Source organism: Streptomyces sp. SAI-135 (genome assembly GCF_029893805.1).
GTDB lineage: Bacteria > Actinomycetota > Actinomycetes > Streptomycetales > Streptomycetaceae > Streptomyces.
In genome coordinates this window covers 2,895,548-2,912,274 of the sequence record NZ_JARXYP010000002.1, presented here as the reverse complement: position 1 = coordinate 2,912,274, position 16,727 = coordinate 2,895,548, and the positions used below count along the sequence as shown (strand labels likewise).

General features: G+C 68.7%; 8 protein-coding genes. 7 read left to right on the top strand and 1 reads right to left on the bottom strand.

Going from position 1 to position 16,727, the window contains the following annotated elements; genetic code table 11:
• Window positions 1-13 precede the first annotated feature (13 nt).
• The 6 genes from M2163_RS17630 (at window position 14) to M2163_RS17605 (ending at window position 12,086) form a co-directional block, all read left to right on the top strand.
• On the top strand, window positions 14-6,784 hold the full coding sequence (locus M2163_RS17630) for a DEAD/DEAH box helicase (protein WP_280894421.1): 6,771 nt from the start codon (window positions 14-16) through the stop codon (window positions 6,782-6,784).
• Window positions 6,781-9,048 carry a UvrD-helicase domain-containing protein gene (locus M2163_RS17625; protein WP_280894420.1) on the top strand — a complete coding sequence of 756 codons (2,268 nt, stop codon included), beginning with the start codon at window positions 6,781-6,783 and terminating at the stop codon, window positions 9,046-9,048. Before M2163_RS17630 ends, M2163_RS17625 begins: the two co-directional genes overlap by 4 nt.
• A gap of 39 nt (window positions 9,049-9,087) precedes the next feature.
• Entirely contained in the window at window positions 9,088-9,531 is a 444-nt protein-coding gene (locus M2163_RS17620) for a bifunctional DNA primase/polymerase (RefSeq protein ID WP_280894419.1), read from the top strand.
• Window positions 9,532-9,616: 85 nt separating this feature from the next.
• Window positions 9,617-9,847: a hypothetical protein gene (locus M2163_RS17615; RefSeq protein WP_280897437.1), complete on the top strand. Its 231-nt coding sequence runs from the start codon at window positions 9,617-9,619 to the stop codon at window positions 9,845-9,847.
• Window positions 9,848-9,941: 94 nt separating this feature from the next.
• Complete coding sequence (locus M2163_RS17610) at window positions 9,942-11,318, top strand: hypothetical protein (RefSeq protein WP_280894418.1); 1,377 nt, start codon at window positions 9,942-9,944, stop codon at window positions 11,316-11,318.
• Window positions 11,319-11,825: 507 nt separating this feature from the next.
• The gene (locus M2163_RS17605; RefSeq protein WP_280894417.1) at window positions 11,826-12,086 is read left to right on the top strand and encodes a hypothetical protein; all 261 of its coding nucleotides are present in this window, start codon (window positions 11,826-11,828) and stop codon (window positions 12,084-12,086) included.
• 1,222 nt (window positions 12,087-13,308) lie between these two features.
• Here M2163_RS17605 and M2163_RS17600 read toward each other — a convergent pair.
• Entirely contained in the window at window positions 13,309-14,490 is a 1,182-nt protein-coding gene (locus M2163_RS17600) for a hypothetical protein (protein WP_280894416.1), read from the bottom strand.
• A gap of 1,422 nt (window positions 14,491-15,912) precedes the next feature.
• On the opposite strand from M2163_RS17600, the gene M2163_RS17595 reads away from it, so the two are divergent.
• Window positions 15,913-16,668: an AfsR/SARP family transcriptional regulator gene (locus tag M2163_RS17595; protein ID WP_280894415.1), complete on the top strand. Its 756-nt coding sequence runs from the start codon at window positions 15,913-15,915 to the stop codon at window positions 16,666-16,668.
• The last annotated feature ends 59 nt before the right edge of the window (window positions 16,669-16,727 follow it).

Sequence of the window (16,727 nt, the reverse complement as noted above, 5' to 3'; positions counted from 1 at the left end):
AGGAGGACCGCGCGTGCGTCCCACCCTCGCCGCCGACCAGGTACGGGACAGTCTGAGCCAGTACCTCGCGACGACGTACGCGCTGGCCGACGAGAGCACGCGCCGGGCCCTGGAGAACTTCCTCGGCGACCCCGAGGACGGCATTTTCCGCGGGCCCTACCTCCGCGTCCGCACACCGTTTCGGCCCGCCGACGGCACGGGCTGGAAGCGGCACCTGACCTGGTATCCCGATCTGACCCCGTACCGGCACCAGGAGCAGGCCTGGGAACGGCTGTCCACGCTGCACGGCCCGGCGCGGCCCACCCTCGTCACCACCGGCACCGGCTCCGGGAAGACCGAGTCCTTCCTGATCCCGCTGCTCGACCACTGCTACCGCGCACGTCAGGCCGGCCGGGACGGCGTCAAGGCGATCCTGCTCTACCCCATGAACGCCCTCGCCACCGACCAGGCCCACCGCATCGGCGAGCGGCTCGGCGACCCCAAGGACACCCGGCTACGGGACGCGGGCGTACGGGCCGCCCTCTACATCGGCGACACACCGTCGCAGGAGTTCAAGCAGGCCAACCCGACGATCACCGTCGACCGGGACGAGATCCGGCGCACCGTACCGGACATCCTGATCACCAACTACAAGATGCTCGACCTGCTCCTCCAGCGGCCCGAGGACCGGCGGCTGTGGCAGGACCCGGCGCTCGCGTACGTCGTCCTCGACGAGTTCCACACCTACGACGGCGCCCAGGGCACGGATGTCGCGATGCTGCTGCGCCGCCTGGGGTCGGTCACCGGGCTCGCCGAACCCGGCCGTCCGCTGGGGCCGGTCTGTCCCGTCGCCACCTCTGCCACCCTCGGCGAGAACGGCGTCGGCAACGGCCGGGTGGGAATGAGGGAAGTCGCCGAGCAGGTCTTCGGCGTACCGTTCCCGCCCGACGCGGTCGTGGGTGAGGACCGGCGCTCCGCCAAGGACTTCACCGGCGAGAGCGACTTCAGCCTGCCGTTCCCCTCGCCCGAGGAGGTCGACGCTCTCGGCGACCCCACCCGTGACGCGGGTGCCATGGACGACCTCGTGGCCAGGTTCACCCGCCTGAGCGGACCGACTCCCGAGGAACTCGGGGCCGTGCTGCGCCGCCACCGGCTGACCGCGGCCGTCCTGGAGATCCTCGACGGCACCCCGAAGACCCTCGCCGAGATCACCGAGGTACTGCCCCGCTACGCCTACCACTGGGGCGTGGCCGTGCAGCAGCGCCCGCGTCTCGCGGCCCGCGCCCTCGCCCGCTACCTCGCCCTCCTGTCGTACGCGCGCGACCCGGAGCACCCCGGACGGCCATTGCTGTCCATCGAGATCCACCACTGGGTGCGCTCCGTTTCCCGCGTGCTGCGCGGCATCGGCGTGGCGCGCGCCGAGTTCCGCTGGGACGACGAACGCGTGACCTCCCGCGGAGCCCTGACCCACAAGGACCCGGGTCCGGCCGCCCGGCGCTCCCCGTACGACGGGGAGGAGCCCGCCGTACCGCTCGACGCCGCCGAGCAGGCCGCCGTACCCGCCGACGACAGCGCACCGCCGCCCGCCGAGGTCTTCCTGCCGGCCGTGTTCTGTCGCGAGTGCGGACGCTCCGGCTGGGCCGCATACTCACCGGAGGTCGACCCCGCCGAACTCGACCTGAACGCCACGAAGATCCGCCGCGCCTCGGTCGGGCGTGACAAACGCCGGGTGCGCAACATGATCGCCGCGACCCCGCGGGAGGTGCACCAGGCGGCCTACGGGGCCGGACCCGAACGCCGACGCGGCGGATCCACCGTTATGGTCCTGGAAGGCAGCGGTGGACGGCTGCGGCCCCTGTCGCCCGAGACTGACTTCACCGATGCGGAGGGTCCGGGTGGCGCGGACGGGCCGCGGCGACCACGGGCCCTGCATAACGCCGCGTTTGTCCACGCCGACCTCGCGGGCGACGGGGCCGCCGAACGCGACCAGTGTCCCGCCTGCCACACCGCCAACTCCATCCGCTACCTCGGCACCGGCCTCGCCGCGCTCGCCGCCGCCGCCATCACCCAGCTCTTCACCGGTGGCGAACTCGACAGGAACCTCAAGGAGAACAAGACCCTCCTCTTCAACGACTCCGTCCAGGATGCCGCCCACCGCGCCGGATACGTCGCCAGCCGCTCCTATACGTTCTCGCTGCGCGCGCTCCTCGCCAGCCGCATCGACGAGAACGAACCGATTACCCTGAACGACCTGGCCGCCGACCTGATAGAGGACGTCGTCGACAGCAAGGCCGTGCAGGCCGCCGTCATCCCGCCGGACCTGCACCCGGTGCGCGGCGTGGACACGCTGCTGTCCGGGCGCAGCCGTGGCTCCAGGCCCACGTGGGAACTGATCGCGCAGCGCCTGGCGTTCGCCACCGTCATGGAGTTCGGCCTGCGATCCCGGCAGGGCCGCACCCTGGAAATCACCCGCACCGTCGCCGCCGACGTGCCCCTAACGGACCCCGATGCCGTGGCGGACCTCGTACGGGAGCTCCTGCTCACCACACCCGGAGAGATCGCGTTCGCGGACGGATCGGTCCCCGGGCCCGACCAGTACATCGGATTCGTGCGCGGTCTGCTGGAACGCATGCGCATCCGGGGTGCCGTCCGGCACGCCTGGCTGGACCCCTGGCTGGACCAGGCCGGTGTGCGCCGATGGGCGATCTGGGGCGGGCGCGAAACCGGGATGCCCGCCTTCCCCCGGGGCGTGTCTGCGCCCGCCTTCCTGCTCGGCACCCCCAAACAGGGCAGCGAAGACTTCGACGTACTCACCGGCCGCCTCGGCTGGTACCAGGACTGGGCTGTACGCTCCCTCGGCCTGCGACCGGACACGGCCGGCGCCTTCCTGCCCCGGCTGCTGCCCGCGCTCGCCGACCTGGGCGTCGTCTCCGTACGCACCGCGCTCGACGGCGCCACCCGCGTCTACGGACTCCAGCCCGGCCACATCCAGGTCCGCAAACTCGCCGACGACACCCTTCCCGACGCCACCGCGCACTGTCCGCAGTGCTTCTGGGAACAGACCGTCCACCCCGAGCTCGCCGACCAGTGGCACGGCCTGCCCTGCCCCCGCTACCGCTGCGACGGCATCCTGAGGACCGGCCGTGACCTGGACAGCGGACTGCGCCAGCGGGACTTCACCGACGACTTCTACCGGCGCATGTACCGTGAGGCCGGCGTCTTCACCATCAACACCGCCGAGCACACGGGCGCCCTCAGCCGCGCCCGGCGCGAAGCGGTGGAGAAGGCCTTCCGTGACGGCGTCGATGTCCACTACGCTAACCCGCAGGTGCTGTCCTGCACCCCCACCCTCGAACTCGGCATCGACATCGGCGACCTCTCGGTCGTCGTTCTCGCCTCCCTGCCCAAGGGCCCCGCCAACTACATCCAGCGCGTCGGACGGGCGGGCCGCGCCACCGGCAACGCGTACCTGCTGACCATGGTCGACCGGGGCCCGCGGGACCGCTACTACCTGGAAGAACCCCGGCTCATGATCGCCGGGGACGTCCTGCCACCCGGCTGCTACCTGTCCGCCGCCGAGATCCTGCGCCGCCAGTATCTGGCCCACCTCCTCGACCTCGCGGGCGCCGGACGGCTCACCGCTCCCGACGGGACGCCCCTGCGGCCACTGCCGGCACGCGCTACCGAACTGTTCGGAACCTCGGCCTGGCAGGCCGAGTTCACCGAAGCCGCCCTCGCCGACGGCCCCCGGCTCGTACACGACTTCCTGGACCTTTTCCCGGCGTATGACGAGACCCGCGGCACCGGCGTCGACCCACAGGCCCGCGCGGCCCTCGTCACCTACGCCACCGACCCGGGCGAGGACGGACTCGGCGGTGCCCTGGACTCGGCGCGCCGACGCTGGGAGGACCGCCGCGCCGAACTCCAGCGCCGGACCGAGGCCATCGACCGGGCGCACGGACTGCTCGTCGCCGGCGACCCCAACCACGAACGGCAGGGCCGTGAACTTCGTGCCGAACGCCGGGACGTGGCACGCGTCGCCCGCGACATCGCCCGTACCACCGCGCACGGCGCGCTCGTCGATCTCGGTCTGCTGCCCAACTACAGCCTGATCGACTCCGCCACCGAACTCGAAGCCACTCTCACCTGGACCGAGAAGACCGCCGACGGCCGGCGCGAGAACCACAACAAGACCATCCCCCACCGTCGTCCCGCCCGTCTCGCCCTCACCGAGTTCGCGCCCGGCAACCACTACTACGCGCAGGGCTACAAGCACCGCGTCACCGGACTGGACATCGGCAGCCCCGGCCGCCCGGCCTGGCTCTGGTGGCGGATCTGCCCCGACTGCGGCCACGTCCGCACCCACCGGGCCGAACAGGACACCTCACTCTGCCCCCGCTGCCGCTCCGCGGCCATCGGAGACGTCGGCTGCCTGCACAAGGTGCTCGTACCGCGCCGCGTCACCTCCCGCGACGAACGCGATGATGTCCGCGTACGCGACGACAGCGATGAACGAGAGCGACGGCACTACACCGTCGTCCCCGCCGTCGACATCGACGCCCGCGATGTCGAACAGGCCTGGAAACACAAACACGTCACCTTCGGCTGGGAGTTCACGCGCCAGGCGCACATCCGCCACATCAACGTCGGTGCCACCCGGGTGGACGGCGGCACCGACACGGCCTTCGCTGGACGGGAGATCCGCCTCAACCCCTTCTGGGTGTGTGACGCGTGCGGCTTCGCCGACCCGGACGGCGGACCCGCCGCGCACGACGCGGGCGACACGTCCGCGACCGCCAAATACCACCGGCCCTGGTGCCCCAGGCGGCGCGCCGATGCCGCCATGGCCCGACGGGGCGAACGGATCCTGCTCGCCCACGAACTACGCACCGACGCCCTGCGCATCCTCATCCCCGCCGTCACCGCGTACACCCAGGAACGCCTCGCGTCCTTCAGGGCGCTGCTGCTGGCCGGTATCGCCCGCAGCTACGGCGGCGACCCCGACCACCTCGCCGTCGTCACCGACTCCATGCCCGACGAGGGCGGCGAGGCCGCGCACCGCCGCCATTTCCTCGTGCTGTACGACACCCTCCCCGGCGGCACCGGGTATCTGCACCGCCTCGCTGGCCGGGACGGACTCAAGGGCGTCCTGGAGGCCGCGCGCGAGGTCGTCGAGACCTGCGTGTGCGTGACGCAGGGCCGGACTGCCTGCCACCGCTGCCTGCTGCGGCACGTCACCAACAGCGAGTACGAACTCGTCTCCCGCGAGCACGCCCTGAACATGCTGGGAGACCTGTTCGGCCGGACCGCCGACGGGTGGAGCGTCGAACCGGTCGCCACCACGCGGGACATCACCCTGGTCCACCAGGTGGAGAGCGAACTGGAGGCCCTCTTCCGGCGCGGGCTGCTGGAGTGGGCCGAGCAGGTGGACGACGTCAGCGTCCGCACCGCGCTCACCGCCGACGGCACCAGGGACATCACCCTGCGTTTCACCGCACCCGACGGAACCGTCCGCGGCTGGCGGATGGAGACCCAGATCCCGCTCGGCTTCACCCGGCCGGACGTGGTCTTCCGCAGCACCGAGAATGACCGCCGCGTCGCCGTCTACCTCGACGGGTACCGCTACCACGCGAGTCCCGGGCACCTCACCGCCGAGGAGGACACGGCCAAGCGAACCCGGCTGCGCACGGAGGGCTGGCAGGTCTTCCAGCTCACCTGGGACGACGTGCGGGCCTGGACCGGGCAGGCCAGACCGCCCGCCGACCCCGCGTGGAAGCCGTACCCGAACACGGCGCAGAAGGCGGCCATGGACGTCCACCGACGCATGCACGCCGGAGACACCCGCGACCTGCCACGCCTGATGTGGGCCAACCCGGTGGACACACTGATCGGCTACCTCACCGACCCCGACCCCGGCCTGTGGCGGCGGCGCACCCAGAGCACGCTCGCCGGCTTCGCCGCCGTGTCGGCGACCAGCAGGGCTCTGGCCGACGGCGAGGACATCGCACGCAGGATCGGCGAGGCCCTGCACGGGCGGCGGCTCGCCGGGGGACACGGCGCCGTCCAGGTCATGGCGACCCGGGACACGTCGGGATGCCCGCTCACCATCGTGCTCGACCTGCGCCGGGGACAGACCGGGGCGGTCTGGACGGCGCTGACCGTACTCGAGGACGACACGGACACGGCCGCGGCGGACGAGGCCGCCCATCGCAGGCGCTGGCAGGCGTGGCTGTACTGGAGCAACCTGCTCCAGTTCCTCGACGCGGGCGACGGGGACGGAGTTCAGCTCACGACGGGCATGCTGCCCGGATTCGACCCGGTCGAGCTGGCGGTCACCGGGGGAGCCGGATGGCTCACCTCGCAGCGCTGGGCGCACGAAGCGGCGGCGGACGGACCAGTGCCGGAAACGGGCCGAGCGTGCGCCGCCGAGCAGGCCCGCGCGGCTGTACGCGATCCGGCCTGGGACGAGGTCATCGAGTTCCTCGTCGACGATCCCGGGCTGTCTGCACTCGCCCGGTCGCTCGCCGACCGGGGCCTGCCTGCGCCGGAGGCCGGCTACGAGCTGGGAGCAGCTGCCTGGCCCGCCGAACTCGCCTGGCCCGCTTCGCGCGTCGGTGTCGTCCTCGCTCATCGTCCGGACCCGGAGACCGGACGGGACATCGACGCCGAACAACGAGACCGGGCCTACCGGGAGGCGGGTTGGCAGGTCCGTACCGCGACGGAATGGGACGCCGACGAACTCGCCCGGCTGGTCAACGGCGACGCACCGGGGGCGACGAACGAGCACGAGGAGAACGAGCGATGACGGTCACCGGCACGCCGAGGACGGGCGTGACCCTGCGCCTGCTCGACAAGGCCGATAAGGAAATCGTCAAACTGGACCGCGCGGTCCTCGGGGCGTTCTACAAGTTCCAGCACGACTTCCGCCGCAACCCCGATGCTCCCGGGTTCCAGCTCAAGCAGTTGGAAGGCCACGACCGGCTCTGGTCGGCGCGCGTCAACCGGGAGTGGCGGGCCCTGATGATCCGCCTCGGCGGCGACGACTGGCTGCTCGTCTCGGTCAAGCACCGCAGCCACGTCCACCAGAACCTGGACCGGTTCAACTACGGCATCAACCACATCACCGGCGCCATCGAGTACGTCGACCTCCAGGTCGTCGAGGAGGGCGCGCTCCGCCGTGAAATCCCGCCGGAGCGGGTGGACATGCCGGGGCTCTCGGGCGTACCGGAGCCAGCGGATGAACCCCTCTTCGCCGCGTACACCGACGAGCAGCTCGCGGACCTCGGCGTCGCCGGGCCGCTCATCCCGCTCGTCCGGAAGCTCACCACGGACGACGAACTTCTCGGTCTCGCCGAGTACGCCCCCCGCCACACCGGGGAAGTCCTCCTCCGGCTGCGCGACGGCGTCCCGTACCAGGAGGTAATGGAACAGGTCACCGCGCCCGTCGCCGTGACCGAGCCGGAGAAGAACCTCGACACCGACGACTGGCAGGCGGCGCTCGACCGCTCCCAGACCGTGGTGATCACCGACGACGAGTCACTGCAGAGCATCCTGGAGGAGGGCGACTTCGGACGCTGGAAGGTCTTCCTGCACCCCACCCAGGAGAAGCTGGTCCACCGGCACTACAACGGCCCCGCGAGGGTCGGCGGCGGCCCGGGGACGGGCAAGACGATCGTCGCCCTCCACCGCGTGTGCCATCTGGTGCGACAGCTCCCGCCCGGCCGCACCAGGCCCGTCCTGCTCACCACGTTCAACCGGAACCTCGCCGCGGACCTGCGGTCCCGGCTGCTCTCCCTCGGTGGCCCCGAGGTGCTGGCCCGCGTCGACATCACCCATGTCGACCAGCTCGCCACCCGCATCGTCAGCGAGGCCGACCCGGGCAACGCGAAGCGGCGGATCGACGACACGGCCGCGCTGCGCGAGTGGCGGGCGCTGCTGGTGGAGGCCGGGGAGACCCGCTGGAGCGCCGAGTTCCTCAGCGACGAGTGGAACCAGGTGATCCTCGGCCAGGCGGTGACGTCCAGGAGCGAGTACTTCACCGTCCGGCGGGCCGGGCGGGGCCGCAGCGTCACCCGCGGCGAACGCGCCGGCATCTGGCAGCTCGCCGAACGCTTCACCCAACGTCTGGAGACCAGCGGACTGGAGACACACCGCCAGGTCGCGGAGCGCGCCGCACGGCTGGAGGCCGCCCGCCGGGCCAGGGTCGACCGGCTGTCGGAGGAACGCGAGGAACGCAGCGGTCTTGAGAACCGCCACGTCGAGGCCGGCTCCGGTGCCCGGCTGAACCACCGCTACCGGCACATCGTGGTCGACGAGGCCCAGGACCTCAGCCCCGCCCACTGGAAGATGCTGCGCGCCATGGCGCCCGCCGCACCCGACGACATCTTCCTGGTCGGCGACACTCACCAGCGGATCTACGACAACCAGGTCACCCTCGGCAGCCTGGGTGTCCACATCCGCGGCCGCTCCTCCCGACTGACCCTCAGCTACCGCACGACCCGGGAGATCCTCCGGGCCGCCGTCCGGGTCCTGGACGACGCCGACTACGACGACCTTGACGGCGACGTCGACACACTCGCCGGATACCGCTCGGTCCTCCACGGCCGGCCCCCGTCACTGCGCGGCGCCCGGAGCTGGGACGAGGAGATGGACCTCGTCGTGGAGCAACTGCGGGCCTGGCACGACGTCCCCCGCGAGTCCACGGCCATCTGCGTCCCGACCAACGACATGGTCACCCAACTCGCCGGCCGCCTCGCCCACCGCGGCATCACGCCGACGGAAATCACACCGGACGGGCCGCGCGGCGACCAGGGCGTCCACATCGGCACTATGTACCGCTTCAAGGGACTGGAGTACCGCTGCTTGATCATCGCCGGGGTGGCCGAGGGGCTCGTTCCCCGCGCTTCCGTGGACGCGTGGGAACACACGGATCCGAGCCGTCATCAGCGAGAGCTGCACCGCGCGCGCTCGCTGCTCTTCGTCGCGGCGACCCGTCCCCGTGACGCACTCGCCATCACCTGGCACGGTGAACCGAGCCGCTTCCTGGCGCCGTTGCTTCCGATCGGGTGAGGAGAAGTAGCCCCTCATCACAGGATGACCAGGCGGGGCATGGAGTGGCTGTCGGCGGCAGCGGATAACCCGACTGAGTGCCGACAGGTTTGGGCGGATGACCCGCGGATGCCCTGCCTCCTGCCGACCGGCCGCTTCTTCGATGTGGCGAGCATGGAACAGCGCCTCGGAATGGAGATGTTCGACCGCGTCCAGCGCAGCGGGATGCCGATGGGACCTTCGGTCATCGACCGCAAGGCGCAGCGAGTCGGATTTTTCCTGGGCTCGCAGAGCCGGGAGACCTTCACGTACTACCTCGACCGTGAAACCTCCGCTCCGCCTTCTTACCGCTACCTCAGCGATGGTTCAGCCGTCGTCGTGCCCGGCCCGCATTCCGCTTTGTCCGAAGACCGCTACCAGTGGCTCCGGGCACCGACGCGCCGGCCGGAGACCAATCCGCTGCGGCCGGTGGCTCTCGCTACTGCGCTGGTCGCCTCCGCGTAGCTCTTGGCGAGGATCGACCCCTTCGACGAGCAGTACCCGACTCCCTACGCGGCGGTTCCTGCGCTCCCCGAGCAGACGACCACCGATGCCGGATGAGCCGACCGTCGGGCGCGGCGGTGCCGTGTGGTCACCTCTCGACAGCAACGGCTGGTACGCGGCTCGAAACGCCACCACCGCATTGCGGGACGTCCTCGTGCGCGCCGGCCTGGAGAAGGACTTCCCCTACCTGCGTGCGGACTGGTACTTCGCCGCTGGAGGACAATCGTCAGGGACTGCCGGTGGTTGCCGCAAGCGTGAGCTCACGTTGCGAAAATGACCAGCCTCAGGCCAGAGAGTTCGGGCATACTCATCCGTTCGCCTGCTGGCCGACCCTGCTGGACCAGGCCGGTCCTTGCCTTGAGAGGCCACTGATGCCCATTACCCACGAGCCGCTGCACCGTGCTGCCGAAGACTTGGTCATGGCGGTGCTTGCCGAGCTGGCCGAGACGGCATCCGCGCCGCAGTTCGGCCTGCAACGTGACCACCGCAGCTGGCGACGCTGCCAACAGGAGATCTTCTTGGTGGAAGAACGCGAACAGTGGCGGTGGCCGAACGAGTTCTCCTCACGGGAATGGTGGTATCGCTTCCCGGCCCACAAGGCCCTACGTGAAGTCATCCGGGATCACGAGGTGCTTCGGAGCCGGATAGACACCTTGGTCGGATACCCGTCCAGCCTCCTCCTCCGTCGGCTAGAGGACGTCGTTGTTCGGTATCTGCTGACTCCTGTGGTGGAGGCGGCCCGTGCCTATCGCTTCGACGGTGCTGCCTTCGAAGCTGCTTATGCAACTGTGGAAGCCGGGCTATTCGCTAAGACTGTGTGCCTGGTCGAGTACGTTCCCCTGCTCGGGTTCGACATGTCGCAGGCTGTGTCCGGCACTCCATTGCCTGATGGTCTTACGATACGGCCGATGACTGACGGGGAAGTGTCCGAAGCGCTGCGGGTGATGGGAATCCCCATCGCCCAGCTCAGCAGTACTAACTCACTGAACCTTTCCCGCTTCCATCAGAATGCCCTCGTACTTGAACGCGATCTATCGGTGCACAGTGGTTACAGCCAGCACCCGGAGGCAGGGACTCCTTCGCCATTCGATGCCGCGGTCGACCGCATGCTCATAGCCCTGCGCATCGTGTGTGGCGGCTCAGTCACCTACGGTCGCCCGATGCGTATGCAGAGTCGGGATGATTTTGACGCTCAGCCGCATGCTTCATCCAGCCTCACCGAGGTCCACCATCCGGTTGAGGACCGACCGACTCTCCTTGTCGACGCGGTCACCTTGGGGAGTTTGCGTGAGGTGTATGACCTGCTGGGTAAGCCGGGTGTCCAGAACGAGAGGTTTCTGCTCAATGCCCTGCGCCGCTTGATCATGGCGGGTAGCCGTGCCTTGCCTGAGGACAGGCTCATCGACTTGTGCATCACTGCCGAGTCTCTGTTTATCCAACACCGTGGCCTTTCGCGGAGGCGGGAGAAACGCGAACATCTCGTGGCCGGTGCGAGGGCTCTCCTGAGTGGTGACCCTTATCTGGGCGCAGAAGATCAGCACGTTGAGCAGCTGATCGAAGACATCTATAGACGCCGCAACACCGAGATGCACGGCGACGTAGCGCAGGCCGGGCCCTCTCGCCTCCTCAATGGCGCCATGACCAGTGATCTTCAGGCCCTGGTCGGTGATTTCGAGCGTCTTCTACGCCGTGCTGCTCACCTTGTCCTTATCCAAATCGCCGGCGGCGACGGTGGCCGGACAGCGTAGCCAACCGACCTCCGCTACTGTCTCGATACGGCTGGCCTGACACCCGCTGTAAGGATTTCGACCAGCGGCCAGTAAGCCGATGGGCCCCTAGTAGGGGACGACCGCGAGCGGCCGTCCCGGGATACATGCATGCGTCGTTAATGTCATCCGGGGATGTCAATCACGTTGGCTAAGCGCGTCCGCGAGGGATCGGGCTTGGCTTGGTGTGATGCCGAGGACGAGCTGAATGCGGCCGGGACTGTGGGGTCGACGAACATGCAGCGATCGGGCTGTCCACCGTCACAGCCCAACGAGGCTCGCTATCAGGCTCATGCTCGCCGACGAAGAGGGCAGCCAACTCGTCTGCACACGATGGAGCGGAACTGGCCGAATCGTCAGCGGGGCCGGTCCGTCGTGTCCTAGAGTGCGAGCGCGGCCGGGACCAGGTAGTGCGAGCCGGAGACCGAGAGGCGTACCAATGTTGAGATCGTCAAGGTGTCGACCTTTGAGAAGCGTGGGGAAGAGTTGATGGACGAGGACAAGAAGAAGGAAGCCGAGCTGCCACCCTTGCTCTCACGGTGCGTGGACGCGGCGATATGGGCCAGGACAAACAGTGATCTTGTCTGGGACAGGCAAACAGATGGAAGGTTCCGTGCTGGACTCGTCCTCAAGTTCTCCGCTTCCCAGTCGGTCATGCTGAAGATCGAGAAGAATCCTGGCAGTCGTCTCGACTGGCAGTTCGGTACCTCCAAGCCCTTCTCCAAGCTGCGCAGGAAGCCTCTGCGCTGATACGTGAACCCACGCCCCCTTGATGCGATCCACCAATCCCTCCGCGAGTAGCTTGGCCATACAGTGCCGAGTCTGCTCGATGCGCACCTCAGGAGTGATCACCCGATGCATCTGCTCGGTGGTGGCCATCCGATACTGCACCATTACTGCCAGCGCAAGCCGGTCACCACGGCCGCCATCCAAGTCCGTCATCGCCGGACGCCCCTCTTGGTAACAGGTGGCGTCGTCTGCCCGGCGCCACGCGTACCGGCCACGTCAACAGCCGACTGCGACCACACCCGCGACCACGACCGGCCGACCACGATCACGATGCGACAACACTGCTCTCGACCTGGCTGGCATCCCGGCTGATATCCCCGCCGACAACTGCCCGTCTCCCGTTGGGCCGCAACTGACATGTATGCAGGTCACCACGTCCGCGTCGGCATGGTCGGGCAGCCCGACATCCCCTCTGCACATCCCCACGCTCGCCCCGAACAAAAAGAGGTGAACGGAACGGTGGGCGAACGGGTGGGCGCGTGCCGTCGGGGGATCGGGGCGGGCGGCCACATTCCGTCGGCGGACGTGCCCCCAGTCGTCGGGACTGATAGACAGCAGGGGCGGACGGCGGCTGCTACAGCACACGCCGTCCGGCAGACCGGCCCCGAGCGATCAGAACAAGGACACGAGACATGCTGCTGGCCGAGCAGGCACTCGCCGAGCTGAGGCTGCGCGGACAGCAAGTGCGGGCCGCCGTCACCGTGTTCGCCGACGAGGCCCGCCGCCGGTCCGCAGTTGGCCTCGGAGCCGTCGACAGTCGAGCATTGCTCACCGTTTTGCACGACCTTCCCGTGGACCTTCCCCTGCAGCTGTCCTCACTCGGTGCCCACGCACTGCGGACGCTGCACAGGGCGCCGGCCGGCGTCGTGGAACAGGAGGACTGTCAGGGCACCTTGGTACGGCGCTTGGTGCCCGCCGTCCGCGTCGAGTTGGTTCTCGTCCATGGCGTGAGAGGCGTCTCGCCTGGCGAGTGGGACTCCGTGGTCCGGGACGCCTCGCAGTTCGCACCCTTCTGTGCTCGAGGAGTCCTGCTGTCGCACCCGGTGTCGGAGCGAGTGCTGCGCAGCCCTGACTTGTCCGACGATCCCGACTTCGACCTTCTTCTCATGAAGGCGCGCTTCTATGGAGTCGGCGTCGCCACCCAAGGACCAGCGGGGCTGGGTTGGCTTCTGGAACCTGCGCCTTACCGCCCACTGCGGCACTCCGCCGCCCAGTGGCTCTTCCACGAGCAGGCTTGGCGCCAGCTCGGGCCGGACTGGTCCTGCCCCCGGCGGTCCGCAACCGCGGGCAGTGCGGGTGGACTCGGGTGGCGCCAGGCTTGAAGCACCCTCGGGAATGAGACCTCCGTGCCTGTTTGAGACGCCAACAGGCGGTGGTACTCCCAGGCATCCGCGAGCTGCTGACGCCACCAGCCGATCCGTTCGTCGCCCGGCAGGGTCCCGTCCAACTCGTCATGCAGACCGTAGAGTTCGCACACCGTGTGCTGCAGTGCGGCGACGACGTCCGCTTCGCCGTCCGTGAAGCGAGTGAGGGCGGCACCCTTGCAGACCGTGCAGTCGCACACCCACGGATCGATATGAGCGAACCAGTCCTGCAGCGTGGCCACGCGGTGGTAGCGGAGCAGGCGCCGGACCAGGACCACCGGATATGGCTTGTGACCGCCGCCTCCGTTGTCGGGGCGCGGAGCCATCCCGTGCCGGAGAACGGCCGAGGCCCCGACCGCCGCGCCCAGCGCCCCGTGTGCCATCGCGTCGAAAGCGGCGAGGTCGGTGCGCCACAGTACGAGCCGAGGACAGGAACGGCATAACTTCCTTAGCCCTTCAGCGACTCCAACGCGTTCGAGCGGATCACCATCCGCCTGCATGATCAGCCCTATTGGATGCCGGCAGGCCCGAATCTGCTCGGTGAGGTAAGGCAAGGAGGCGGGCCTTAGCCACCGCCAGCTGCAGGGCAGCAGCACTACCGTGTCCTGGCGGTGCAGCAGGTTCGCCTGGCGGACCACGGCCCTGAGTACTGAAATGTCTCCGGCCTGGTCCGCCGGGATGAAGCAGGTGGGCGTCACGGCGTAGGACGCCTTGTTGTCGCGCTGGCCGTCCAGAATCTCGTTGAGCCCGGTGAGGTCCAAGTCGCGCCAGCCGTAGCTCGTCTTCAGCCCGAAAGGTGCGTCAGGGGTGGCGACCTGCTGGGTATGGCTACCGGGGTCCGTCACGACGACCGTCTCCGGCAGGGCGTTGCGTATCTCTCTGCACTTGGCCGGAGCGGAGGCGCCAGTCAGCACCAGCCCGCCTGCGCGTGCCGGAATGAAGGGGAGTACGTCGATTGCCGACTGGTCATTGACCATGATCAGCAGGCGGTCCCGCAACATGTCATCGATGTCTACGATCCCAGTCCTCACCAATCGTCCCCCTCACGGTCGCCAGACGTGGCCCCGCTGAGTTTTCAGAGTCAGAGCCGTGGCCTAGGGCCGCAAGACCGCCCACCAGCGGTGGAGCCGTTCTCGGACAGCGGAGGAGGCCGTCGAGAAGCGTCTGGGCGCACCTCAAGTACCGGGTCGCCCAATCCATGCCCCGGTTGCCGCCAAGTCTGGAAGGCTTTGGCGCCTCCGGCTCGGCCGGGCCCCAGGCCAAGACCCCGCTCGCGGTGTCCGGTGCGGCCACCTGCGACCAGGTGAACCTGAGAGTGCAGGAGTGCAGGCGATGCGGGTGAAGGCTGGGACGTGGCTCGCGAGCGTAACGGGGGTGCGTACGGCGGTTTCCGACGGGTCAGGCGTGGTGCGTTCGATCGTCCAGGGATGTGGGTTCAGTCTTTGGCTGGAGTCGTTCCCTTGCTGGTGATGCGCGGCGTGCTTCAGCGCCGGCGCAACCAGCGCCGCAGGCGGTCGCAGCCGTAGCCCTTGGAGCCATGAAGTCTGTCCGCCCTGCCACCTTGTCGGTCCCGCCGTGAGAGGAGCGGCGGTACGGCCTGGGCGGGCGGGTTGCAGGCATGACTGCCGCGGTTGTTGGCGCCCGAGATGTAACGGGCAAGGGCAGACGACTGGTCCGCTCAGTGGGCTCAGATGGCTCCCAGGAGTCGCCGCCGTTTCGTCCCGCCAATCCCGATCTCACACCGTCCACCTCCGTCGGCGGAGATCTCCACACCCCCGGCATACAGCCCCACTCGTATGTCCAGTCGGCGCGACGATGCTCAAGCGCTTTCCATCCGCACCGATCCCGGAATCAGGAAGTCGGGGCGATCTGGAAATTACCTGCAGAGCGGGCAATCATGTCGCGAGGTGGAATTCTTCTTTCCGCTTATTCGGGTCGCACGGATACAGTGTTCTATTTCACATGCTCACGGGGGTGCGTCCGGTGTCGTGGGCGCGGGCGGTGTCAGGCCTGGCGCGGCTGGGCCTCGGCGAGGGCTTTCACCTGCGCAGGAGTAGACGGCGAGGTGTACGAAACGTGACATGTCGTCTTATAGTTGTCAATGATGCGGCTCCTGGCCAACTACCACCATCGGCAACCGCGAATTCACATTCAACGCGCCCGATTTTACTAAATTCTGGTGGAGTTCCATGGCGGCACTATCTAATGGCGTGCTCGCCCCGCGCTTCGATAATCTTCAGCGCTCAAGTACGCCTCGAGGTCGGCTTGAGAGGTCCTGGCGGCCTGGCCGGTAAAAAGGCATTGTTGCCTCTGCGGGATCGGCAGGGAAATGGTTGAAAGTGAATCGATTCTGCATCGACGGGGAGCGAGACAACTGTGGACGGGGGAAAAGGATCGTGGTAACGATCAATGTGCTAGGACAATTGGAGGTCATCGCGGGTGGGCGCGACCTGGCGCCGACCGCACCGCGGGTCAAGGCGGTGCTCGCGCTGCTGGCGCTCAACGCGAACCGGGTGGTCAGCACCGACACCCTGTTCGCCGAGCTGTGGGACGACCGGCCGCCGCGCAGTGCGGCCACCACATTGCAGACCTACGTCTACCAACTGCGCCGGATCCTGGACTCCATACCTCAGGGTGACCGGCGTTGCGACATCGTCACCAAGGCGCCGGGCTACGTCCTGCGCACCGCGGGGACCGACGCCGAGCGCTTCCTGACCGTGGCCGAGCAGGGCCGCTGCCTGTGGCGTCAGGGTCATGTCGCGGAGGCCGCCGAGCGGTTGCGGCAGGCACTCGGACTGTGGCGCGGCCACGCGCTGGCCGACATCAGCCTCGGGCCCGAGCTCACGATCCACAAGGCCCACCTGTGCGAACTGCGGCTGCGTGTCCTGGAGTTGCGCATCCAGGCGGACGCCCGGCTCGGCCGGCACCAGGAACTGATCCCCGAACTGCGGTCCCTGGTCGCCGAACACCGGCTCAACGAGCGGCTGCACGCCCAGCTGATCGACTCACTGCGCGCCGCCGGTTACCGCGCCGAGGCGCTGCGGGCGTACCAGGACCTGCGCAGGGTGCTCAAGTCCGAGCTCGGTCTGGAACCGGCCCCGGACGTGCAGCGGCTTCAGGCCGAGGTGCTCAACGGGGGGCACGGCGGCTCCGTGACCACCCTGCTGCGCACCGGCTGAACCGGCGCCGACACGCACTACAGGCCGCCCGGGACGGAGCCTCGTTCCGTCCCGGGTCG

Excerpts from the sequence above, each read along its gene's own strand:
- M2163_RS17625 (WP_280894420.1), top strand. The coding sequence starts at position 6,781 with ATGACGGTCACCGGCACGCCGAGGACGGGCGTGACCCTGCGCCTGCTC.
- M2163_RS17600 (WP_280894416.1), bottom strand. The coding sequence starts at position 14,490 with ATGTTGCGGGACCGCCTGCTGATCATGGTCAATGACCAGTCGGCAATC.
- M2163_RS17620 (WP_280894419.1), top strand. The coding sequence starts at position 9,088 with ATGGAGTGGCTGTCGGCGGCAGCGGATAACCCGACTGAGTGCCGACAG.
- M2163_RS17605 (WP_280894417.1), top strand. The coding sequence starts at position 11,826 with ATGGACGAGGACAAGAAGAAGGAAGCCGAGCTGCCACCCTTGCTCTCA.
- M2163_RS17615 (WP_280897437.1), top strand. The coding sequence starts at position 9,617 with ATGCCGGATGAGCCGACCGTCGGGCGCGGCGGTGCCGTGTGGTCACCT.
- M2163_RS17610 (WP_280894418.1), top strand. The coding sequence starts at position 9,942 with ATGCCCATTACCCACGAGCCGCTGCACCGTGCTGCCGAAGACTTGGTC.